At 68.4% G+C, this 9828-nt stretch carries 10 protein-coding genes; 3 read left to right on the forward strand and 7 right to left on the reverse strand.

Features of this window, described 5'->3' with window-relative positions:
• Window positions 1-33 precede the first annotated feature (33 nt).
• Window positions 34-1236 carry an FUSC family protein gene (locus D472_RS0103125; RefSeq protein WP_017603048.1) on the reverse strand — a complete coding sequence of 401 codons (1203 nt, stop codon included), beginning with the start codon at window positions 1234-1236 and terminating at the stop codon, window positions 34-36.
• Between the two features lie 155 nt (window positions 1237-1391).
• On the opposite strand from D472_RS0103125, the gene D472_RS0103130 reads away from it, so the two are divergent.
• The gene (locus D472_RS0103130; RefSeq protein ID WP_017603049.1) at window positions 1392-2027 is read left to right on the forward strand and encodes a histidine phosphatase family protein; all 636 of its coding nucleotides are present in this window, start codon (window positions 1392-1394) and stop codon (window positions 2025-2027) included.
• Window positions 2028-2085: 58 nt separating this feature from the next.
• On the opposite strand, the gene aroQ is transcribed toward D472_RS0103130, so the two are convergent.
• The gene (gene aroQ / locus D472_RS0103135) at window positions 2086-2541 is read right to left on the reverse strand and encodes a type II 3-dehydroquinate dehydratase (protein WP_017603050.1); all 456 of its coding nucleotides are present in this window, start codon (window positions 2539-2541) and stop codon (window positions 2086-2088) included.
• Window positions 2542-2793: 252 nt separating this feature from the next.
• Between aroQ and D472_RS0103145 the strand changes: the two genes are divergently transcribed.
• On the forward strand, window positions 2794-4590 hold the full coding sequence (locus D472_RS0103145; protein WP_017603052.1) for an acyl-CoA dehydrogenase: 1797 nt from the start codon (window positions 2794-2796) through the stop codon (window positions 4588-4590).
• On the opposite strand, the gene D472_RS24735 is transcribed toward D472_RS0103145, so the two are convergent.
• On the reverse strand, window positions 4587-5093 hold the full coding sequence (locus D472_RS24735) for a MerR family transcriptional regulator (RefSeq protein WP_017603053.1): 507 nt from the start codon (window positions 5091-5093) through the stop codon (window positions 4587-4589). The two genes, D472_RS0103145 and D472_RS24735, sit on opposite strands and share 4 nt — an antisense overlap.
• A 178-nt stretch (window positions 5094-5271) precedes the next feature.
• Here D472_RS24735 and D472_RS24740 point away from each other — a divergent pair, with 178 nt between their 5' ends.
• Entirely contained in the window at window positions 5272-6369 is a 1098-nt protein-coding gene (locus D472_RS24740; RefSeq protein ID WP_051045928.1) for a serine/threonine-protein kinase, read from the forward strand.
• A gap of 7 nt (window positions 6370-6376) precedes the next feature.
• Here the strand turns inward: D472_RS24740 and D472_RS0103160 are convergent, their stop codons facing one another.
• From D472_RS0103160 to rpmG, 4 genes are all read right to left on the reverse strand, one after another.
• Entirely contained in the window at window positions 6377-8776 is a 2400-nt protein-coding gene (locus tag D472_RS0103160; RefSeq protein WP_017603054.1) for a lysylphosphatidylglycerol synthase transmembrane domain-containing protein, read from the reverse strand.
• 144 nt (window positions 8777-8920) lie between these two features.
• On the reverse strand, window positions 8921-9109 hold the full coding sequence (gene rpmF / locus D472_RS27360) for a 50S ribosomal protein L32 (protein ID WP_083903366.1): 189 nt from the start codon (window positions 9107-9109) through the stop codon (window positions 8921-8923).
• A 53-nt stretch (window positions 9110-9162) separates the two neighbouring features.
• Entirely contained in the window at window positions 9163-9408 is a 246-nt protein-coding gene (locus D472_RS0103165; protein WP_017603055.1) for a type B 50S ribosomal protein L31, read from the reverse strand.
• 28 nt (window positions 9409-9436) lie between these two features.
• Complete coding sequence (gene rpmG, locus D472_RS0103170; protein ID WP_017603056.1) at window positions 9437-9601, reverse strand: 50S ribosomal protein L33; 165 nt, start codon at window positions 9599-9601, stop codon at window positions 9437-9439.
• Window positions 9602-9828 lie beyond the last annotated feature (227 nt).

The following is a 9828-nucleotide window of genomic DNA, read 5'->3' on the forward strand; positions in this document are numbered from 1 at the left end:
GACCCTGGAACGCCCTGGTCGCCCCGGGAGCGGTCAGTCACGTTCGCGAAAGCGTCCGAACCGGATCACGGGTCGACCGGGGCGCCAACGCAGCCACGGCAACCAGGGCTCCTGGAGTGGCGGAGGGACCGTGGGGTCCTCCAGTTCACCCAGCAGGACGTCTTCGACGTCCTCGAAGCGGATGCCGGCGAACACCATGATGTCGGTGGCGACCATGTCCACGGCCAGGTGGGTGGCGTGGGTGACGGGGTCGTCCTCGGGCTCCCCCGGGCCGTAACCTCGGGCGGCGCTCAAGACACGCTCAACGGCCTCTTCACGTGCCTCACGGCTGCTGAGGTCGTCGGCGAGGATCGTGAGCGCTTCGGCCATGTCGCACACGATGGGTGAGAGTTCGTCGCGTTCCTGCGCCCCCATGGCGGTGACGGTACGGGCCAGGAACAGACAGCTCTCACCGAGCAGGATGAGGCGTTCGATGACCTCGTCCTCGTCCAACACCGGTCGTGGGTCTCCCCAGCGGATGGTGGACGTGCGGATCGTGGTCATGCTGGACTCTCGTGCCTTGCTGAGCTGGGCCATGGGTCGACTCAGGTCACCGAGGCGGTTGACCAGTTGCTCGTCGGCCTCCCCACCCTCGCTCTTGAGGGAACGGCCCACGTCGTCGAGCATCCGGGCGATCTCGTTCAGGGCGTCCTCCTCGATACGCCGCAGCATGGTGACCAGACGGACCGGGAAGAGGAGTTGGCTGAAGAGCAGGGCCACTCCGGCGCCGATGAGTGCGTCGACGAGTCGGTCGAGGCCGGGGCTGCCGTCGGCGATGAAGATGGTGGTGAGGATGGCGCTGCCCGCCGCCTGGCCGATGACGATGCGTTCGGCCTTGACCGCGGCGGCCACGATCATGGCCAGGCCGGTACCCACCGCCATGGCCATGGCCCCTCGGTCGGTGATCAGTAGCGCGAACTCGCCCGCCAGGATGCCGATGAACACACCGGTGAGCATCCGAACCGCGTTGACTCCGCGTTCACCCCCCGAGGCGTTGAGCGCGATGACCGCGGCGATGGGAGCGAAGAAGGGGGTGTGGTCCTGGACCAGCCCTCCGGCGATGCTCCAGGCCAGGACACCCGCGATGACGGCCAACAGGATCTGGGACAGGTGCGAGGACACGCGTTTGCGCATCTTGTGCAGAGCGGACCGAATCCGGTGCCGCAGGGACGGGTTTCCCGTGAACAGTGCTCCCATGTTCTCCTCGTCACTCGGGACGCCGAAGGACCGAGTGGCCGGCTCCGTCCTTCATACCGGCCCAAGGAGGTCGAGTGTGGTTGCGCCATGCTCGGTCGAGGGGTCCGTCGGGGCCCGGACGTCATGGTGCTGGACGTCCCCCGTACATTGAGCCCATGCCAACGATCTACCTGATCCGTCATGGAAAGGCCTCCCCCGAGGCCGAGGACTACGACCGGCTCAGCCCCACCGGGTACGAGCAGTCACGCCTGTTGGGCGCCGAACTCAAGCGGCGTGGCCTGCCGGTGGAGCGGGTGGTGACGGGGTCTTTGCGCCGTCAGCGCCAGACCGCCGTGGCCACCTTGGCCGAGGCCGGGCTCGACGTCGCGCCCACCGTGGACGAGCGCTGGAACGAGTACGACCATCTACACCTGCTGGGTCGCTTTCCCGTCGAGACGGGCACCCTCCAACAGCGGTTGGACACCGCCTTGAACTCCTGGACCTCGGCGCCGGGCACCGGGGCGGGTTCATGGCCCGAGTTCCGTGAGGGGGTTCGCGCGGCCTTGGACGAGGTGGCCACCGCCCTGGGCAAGGGCCGGACGGCGCTGGTGTTCACCTCGGCCGGGGTGATCAGCGCGGCCTGTTCGGCGTTGCTGAACGCGCCGGAGTCGGGCTTCGTGGCGATGAACCGGGTGGTGGTGAACGGTTCGGTGAGCAAGCTGGCGCACGGGCGCGGTGGGACGCAGTTGTTGTCGTTCAACGACCACGCCCACTTGGAGCAGGGTGGGCCGGAGTTGATGACCTACCGCTGAGGCGATCATTTTCACGCCCACCGCATACCGACCAGTCGGTCCTGCCGGCCGGGTGCGTTCAGGATCGACGCTCGGCGTCGCGCGCCAGGACGGCGCGCAGGGCCAGTTCGTAGCCCACGGTCCCGCACCCGGCCACGTAACCCGCGACCACGGGAGCGGTCACCGAGGTGTGCCGGAACTCCTCCCGGGCGTAGACGTTGGAGATGTGGACCTCGACCACGGGGGCCTCGATGGCGTCGATCGCGTCGCGCAACGCGATGCTGTAGTGGGCGTAGGCGCCGGGGTTCATCACCACGCCCACCATGTGTCGGGCGGAATGGACGTGGTCGACCAGAACGCCCTCGCTGTTACTCTGCGCACAGACCACCTCCACACCCAGTTCCTTGCCCAGAGCGACCACCCGTTCCTCGACCTGGGCGAGGGTGGTGGTGCCGTACTGCTTCGGGTCCCGGGTGCCCAGCAGGTTGAGGTTGGGGCCGTTGAGCAGCAGGACGGTGCGAGAGGTGTCGGACATGTGCGGCTTCCTGGTCGTGGTGTTCGAGGGCACCAGACTAGGGGAGGCACCTGCCTATCGCCCCAGCACCCAGCACCCAGCGATGATCTTGCCCATGGCGCCTATGTTAGCGCTAACATAGGCGCCATGGGCAAGATCATCGCGAGCAGGGGGCGCAAAAAGGACGCTGCCACCAGTGGCCCCGGTCACTCAGGGGTTCCCCGAGGCAGGTAGCATACCGACCAGTCGGTTCTTCACTTTGGGAGGCAACCCGTGGCGTCCACCCTGCTGTCCGCACGCGACCTACAGTTCCTGCTGTACGAGTGGCTCGACGTCGAGGCCCTGACCCGGCGCCCTCGGTACGCCGACCACTCCAAGGAGACCTTCGACGGCGCCTTGGAACTGGCCGAGCGCGTGGCCACCGACCACTTCGCCCCGCACAACAAGCTCAACGACGCCAACGAACCCCGCTTCGACGGTGAGCGCGTCCACGTCAACCCCGAGGCCAAGAAGGCATTGGAGGTCTACGCCGAGACCGGCCTGTCCTCCATCGCCATGGACGCTTCGGTGGGCGGCGACCAGATCCCCCGGGTCGTCTTCAGCGCCTGCAACGCCTACTTCCAAGCGGCCAACCTGGGCACCTTCGCCTACGCCTCACTCACCAACGGCAACGCCTCCCTGCTCTTGGCACACGGCAGCCCCGAGCAGGTGGACACCTTCGTACATCCGATGGTGGAGGGGCGCTTCACCGGCACCATGTGTCTGTCCGAGCCCCAGGCCGGTAGTTCCCTGTCCGACATCACCACCCGCGCCGAACCCGCGGGCGACGGCACCTACCGGCTGTTCGGCAACAAGATGTGGATCTCGGGGGGCGACCACGAACTGACCGAGAACATCGTCCACCTGGTCCTGGCCAAGATCCCCGGTGGCCCCCCCGGGGTCAAGGGCATCTCACTGTTCATCGTGCCCAAGTACCTGGTCGAAGCGGACGGCACCCTCGGTGAGCGCAATGACGTCGTGCCCGCCGGGCTCAACCACAAGATGGGATACCGAGGCACCGTCAACACCCTGCTCAACTTCGGTGAGGGCAAGCACACCCCGGGCGGCGCGCCGGGCGCGGTGGGATACCTGGTCGGCGAACCGCACCAGGGCCTGCGGCAGATGTTCCACATGATGGACGGAGCCCGGATCGGGGTGGGCGCCGGTGCCATGGCGGTGGGCTACACCGGTTACCTGAAGTCGCTCGCCTATACTCGCGAGCGGCTCCAGGGACGCCCCCTCGGCGCGAAGGACCCCGCTCAGCCCCAGGTCCCGATCACCGAGCACACCGACGTGCGACGCATGCTGCTGGCGCAGAAGAGCTACGTGGAGGGCGCCTTGGCCCTGGTTCTGTACTGTGCCCGTCTGGTGGACGACAAGGCCTCCGCCGAGTCCCCGGAGGAATCGGAGCGGGCCCGTCTGCTACTGGACGTGCTCACCCCCATCGTCAAGAGCTGGCCCTCCCAGTGGTGCCTGGAGGCCAACAGTCTCGCCATCCAGGTGCACGGCGGCTACGGCTACACCCGTGAGTACGACGTCGAACAGCACTACCGCGACAACCGGCTCAACGCCATCCACGAGGGCACCCACGGCATCCAGGCACTGGATCTGTTGGGGCGCAAGGCCGTGCTGGACGGCGGAGCGCGGTTGACGCTGCTGGTGGAGACCGCACGCACCACGGTGGCCGCCGCACGTGCGCTGGGCGGGGTCGAGGCCGAGTACGCCCAACTGTTGGACGCAGCTCTGACCCGGACCACCGAGGCCGCGACCGCGGCCTGGTCCGAAGGCGATCCGGCGGTGGCGTTGGCCAACGCGACCCCGTACATGGAGGCGGTCGGACACGTGGTGGTGGCGTGGCTGTGGTTGGAGCAGTTGCTCGCCGCGCACGGCAAGGACGGCGATTTCTACGAGGGCAAGCGGGCCGCGGCGGCCTACTTCTTCCGCCACGAACTGCCTCGGACCGGACCGCAGTTCGACCTGGTCTCCTCGGGTGAGCGCACCGTCCTGGACGTGTCCACGGACGTGCTCTAAAGCACCGGACCCGCCGCCCCACCCGGTGTGAGGGGCGGCGGGAGCGGGGTCAGGCCCCGGCCGGCCTCGCTCGCCCGTGCCCACTGCCGTGGCCATCGAGTGCGCGCCCGCTCCTCGTAGTAGCCGGTGTCGAAGCCCGCGAAGAGCTCCTCTGGTCCGATACCGCTCACGTTCTCTCCTTCCAAGGCGTCGACGGTGCCACGCACGGTCTCTATGAGGGCGCCCAAGCGGTCGCGTTCGGCCTCCAGCTCGCGCAGATGCCGTCGGAGCGCGGTGGCCTCGTCGTCTTCGGCGTCCAGGATTCGGCGAATGTCCGCCAGGCCCAGACCCAATTCGCGCATGACCAGGATCCGTTGGAGTCTTCGCAGTTCACGGCGTCCATAGTGGCGCTGTCCGCCGGGTCCCACGCTCTGTGGCTCCAGCAGGCCGACATGGTGGTAATGACGTAGTGTCCGAGAGGTCACACCACTGGTTCGGCAGACCTCGCCCATCGACCAGGACATCGGGCGCTCCTCTTCAGGCCGGTCTTCACGGCCCTGGGAAGCACCGTAGGAGTTGACGTCGCGTCAACCACGAGTCGAATCGAACCGGTACTCGTTTTCGTGGTGATCGTCACCAGGATGGGATGAACCTTCTCAAAAGGGAACACAGTGAGGGTGAAGCCATTGAGGAAGGTGTGACGTGCTGCCCCTGACCCCACACGATCCGGACCGGATCGGTCCCTACGAGCTGACCCACCGGCTCGGCACCGGCGGCATGGGCCAGGTGTACCTGGGACGTGACCGGACCGGATCCTGCGCGGTGGTCAAGGTGGTCCGTTCCGCCCTGGTGGAGGACGACCGGCTGGACGGTACCGACTACCGTGCTCGCTTCGCCCGGGAGGCCGAGCTCGCCGCGCGAGTGGGCGGCCGATACACAGCCGAGGTGGTGGACAGCGATCCGCGTTCGGAACGCCCCTGGATCGCCTACGAACACGTCCCCGGACCACCGTTGAAGGACGAATTGAGCGAGCGGGGCCCGCTCGACGTCCCCTCCGTCCGAGCGTTGGCCGTCCTGCTCGCCAAGGCCCTACAGGCCATCCATTCCGAGGGCCTCATCCATCGGGACATCAAGCCGAGCAACATCCTCCTGGCCCCGGACGGGCCCCGCGTGATCGACTTCGGGATCGCCCGTCCCACCGAAGGCAGCACCATGACCGGAACCGGACACGTGTTCGGCACCCTGCCCTACATGTCACCCGAACAGGCCGAGGGGTCCCCGCTCACCCCGGCCTCCGACATGTTCGCGCTGGGTACCACCCTCGCCCAGGCCGCGACCGGGAACTGCCCCTTCGACGGTCCTTCCGAGCCGCGCATACTCATGAACCTGGTCTCCCCTCCCCCGGTGGAGGTCCTGGCCGGCCTGCCGACCGACCTGCGTGCCCTGATCCGGGACTGTTGGGCGCACGACCCGGGGCTTCGGCCCACACCCTCGGAGGTGGTCGAGCGTTGCACCGCCGAAGGGCTGGAGCGCACCTGGCCGCCCCGAAGCCTGGAGGCACCAGAGGCCACCACGACATCGGTGCTAGGAGAGACCCCGGCGGAGGGCACCGAGGGTACCGAACCCCAGCCGATCGAAGCGACCGTGCCCGCCCCCACCCCGATCCACCTCGAATCGACGGGCACCGCGACCACCGTCGAACCGATCGCTCCGCCCTTCGTGGGTCTCCCCTACCGCTACGGCATCGTCCTCGGAGTCCTGGTGGTGCTCTTGTTGCTGGGTGTGTTCCTGCTCTCCTGAGCCGGGCTCAAATGGCCTCACGGCGTTGCAGGTAACCGAACGCCGCCCAGCCCGGCAGGACCGGGAGCCAGAAGGTCAGCGCCCGGAACAACAACACCGCCGGCAGCGCCACGGCCGCCGGGACACCGGCCACCGCGGCGAGCCCACCGATCAGCGCCGCCTCCACCGCTCCCAGCCCGCCCGGGGTGGGGGCGGTCGAACCGATCGCGTTGCCGGCGAGGAACACCACGGCGACGGCGATCAGAGCGACCTGGTGTTCGGGGCCTGCGAAGGCCAGGACGGAAAAGTGCAGGCACAGGATGAAGCCGACGGTGAGCAGCAGGGTCCCTCCCACACCCAGCAGCAGGCTCACCGGCCGTTGGAACAGATCCAGTAGTTGGGGCAGCGTCCCTCGCAGGTAGGGGCGCAACCGGCCGCCCACCGCCCGGCGCATACGAGGGTGGAGCAGGACCGCCGCCACGATGGCGGTACTCACCAGGATGATGACGACGACGGTCGGGGAGGGGGTGAACCCGGTCCAGTAGGAGGTGCCGGTGAGGTAGGCGCACACCAACAGCAGTGGCACGTGGATGAGAAAGCCCACCAACTGCGTGAGGCCGACCGCGGACAGCGCCAGTGAGGTGGGCACCCCGGTCTTGATGACGAACCTGCTGTTGATGGCGATCGATCCGAGCCCGGCCGGAGCCGCGATGCGCACGAAGGAGGCGGCGTACTGCACCATGACCGTGCGCCACCAAGGAAGGGGAGAGGGAACGAAACCGACCAGCACCATGGCGGCGGCGAGCATGCACAGGGTGGCCATGGCGAAGGCGAGCAGGGCCCACCCCGGGTCCGCGTCACGAATGGTGGCCAGGTCGACCCCGGCGAGCTGGTAGACCAGCACGAGCCCGACGGCGGTGGCCACGACCACGCTGACGATGGTGCGCGGACGCATCCGTTCCAAACGGGCGGGTTCGGCCGGTGCCTCAGGGGCGATCGTGGTCAGGTGACGACGCAGCCGGCTCAGGAGTTCACGGTCGGTACGGCGTACCTCCGAACGTAGGCGATGAGGCAGACCGGGAGGTTGGAGCAGGGGCAGGACCGCAGCGGTGGCGTCCACGCCCAAGGCGCGCACGGCCGAGTCCACCGCCCGTTCGACCCCCACGCACAGCGCCGACAGGGTGAGCAGGGCCGCGACGTCCAGGGACGTGCGCAGCGGCGTGGCGGCCACGGAACCATGGTCGAAGCCGGTCAGGGTCGCGACCGATCCCCGTTCGGATTCGCCCTCCCGCACCCCGACGGTGCTTCCGTGGAGGTCGCCGTGCGCGATACGGCGCCGGTGCAGCGAACCCAACAGGTGCCATAGGTCGTCGAGGAAGGCATCGGTGATCCGCTCGGGTTCGAGGGTGTCCAGGCCACGGATCCGTGAGTCTTCACGGGCCAGCAGGATGGTCCCCGGGGCAAGCTCTCCCAAGGCCAGGACGCGGGGCGCGCACACCCCGGCGTCACGGACGGCGGCGCTCATCAGGGCGGCGTGCTCGGCGCGACTGCGGACCTTGTAGAGGACGCGGGGGGCGACGGGACCGCGCAGGAACAACAGGTCACGCAGGCGCCACCAGAAACCGCTGGTGTTCTCGGAGCTGAACACACAGATCTCGATCCGACGTCCATCGTCGAGGTCGGCCAGATAACGGGGTTCCCCGTCCTCGTCGATCCCGGCGCGAACGATCCGATCCGCGTTCAGGTCGAAGCGTCGGAGTTCATCGTGCATACGGTCCGTGGCGGGCGGCGGCACGCTCGCACTGATCACGAAGCGGGCCAGGGAAGCACAGGTCAGGCCGATCAGGACCGTGAAGAGCACCGCGAGGACGCTGCTGACCCCGGCCATGATCGCGGTGACGGCGATCACGGCGTTGACGGCCCATATCAAGGAACGCACCCGCGGTCGGCCGGTGGGCATGGTGCGGGCGAACGCGATCCCGGCGGCGACGTAGCCGAGGGTCGCGGCGGTCAGGACACCGTCGGGGAGTTCGGGGAGCGGGTCCGTGTCGAGGATCGCGGCCCTGAACACGTCGTTGACCCAGGAGGTCGTGGCGTACGCGGAGACCGCGGAGACGATGGCGCGCAGCAGGGCGCGCAGGTCTCCGACGATCAGGGTCCGCAGGATCACGTAGGCGACCAGGATGATGAGCAGGAGGTTGGCACCCAGGGCGGTGAAGAGGAGCACCCCCGCGGGGATCACCGCGCGAAGCTGGGAGGCGTCGTCGGTCGGTCCCCCTTCGGCCATCACGTCACTGACCAGTACCAGGACCACGAAGACCAGGAAGAGGCCGCCGAGTCCCAGCAACAGGTCGACGGGGCTGCGCGGGGCGCGGGCGGCGGGACGGCCCGGGGCGAGGGCCGGTGCGTCGGTCGAGGTTGATCTCACGAGGACAAGCCTGCCCGATTCGTGGAGTTTCGCAGACCAGGGGTGGTGGTGTTTCGACCGTTGGAGAGGAAGGTGAGGTCTTCGGGGTGCGTCGAGGACCGAGCGAGGGGAGCAGGTGGTGGTCCCGAACTCCGGCGAGCGGTCTCACTCGGGTAGGGGCGGGAGTCCTCGTCCGTGGGCGCGGACGAGGTCGCGGGGTACTCGGTGCTCACGGCCTCGCACACGCACCGTTACCGGGTCGGGGGTCGTCGCCTTCCACTGGGAGCGGTGGGCGCGGGTGTCGGCGCGTGATGTTCTGCGCTCGGGTACGGCCCTCCGGGCCTGCCTTTCCATGCGGGGGCGGGGCCTGGACCGTGTCCCGGCCACGCCGCCCGCGGTGTGTTCGGTTACCGGCGTCCATAGCGGCGTTGGAAGCGCTCCACCCGACCGGCGGTGTCCACCACTCGGGCATTGCCGGTGTAGAAGGGGTGGCTCGCGCTGGAGATCTCGACGTCGACGAGCGGGTAGGTGTCGCCGTCCTCCCATTCGACGCTCTTGTCCGTGGTCACGGTGGACCGGGTGAGGAAGGCGAAGTCGGCGGCCTTGTCACGGAAGACGACGGGTCGGTACTCGGGACGGATTCCTTGTTTCATGTGGGCCTCTTCCTTCGGTGCGGCCGAGTCAGCGTTGCTCACGGAACTCGACGTGTCGGCGCAGTCGAGGGTCGTACTTGCGCAGGACCAGACGGTCCGGTGTGTTGCGGCGGTTCTTGCGGGCCACGTAGGTGGTCCCGGTGCCCTCGGTGGACCTGAGCTTGATGATGAGTCGTGCATTGTCTCGTGCCATGCGTGCCTCCTCGACGGTCGACCTCCATCAGCGCAATGATGACCGTTTTCATTCCCGCCCCAGGCCACACCCTTGGTCCGAAACGAAAGGGGGCGGCCACGGTTCTCACCGTGACCGCCCCAGGGCGCTTCGACCCTACGGGCCGGTGGCTAGGCGACCTCCGCGGCGCGCTCGGCGAAGCGCTCGGCGCGCAGGCGGCGGGCCTCGTCCGGATCCAGCACCGGAGC

Origin of the sequence: Nocardiopsis alkaliphila YIM 80379 (assembly GCF_000341005.1) — a bacterium.
In the GTDB taxonomy this organism is placed as follows: Bacteria; Actinomycetota; Actinomycetes; order Streptosporangiales; family Streptosporangiaceae; genus Nocardiopsis; species Nocardiopsis alkaliphila.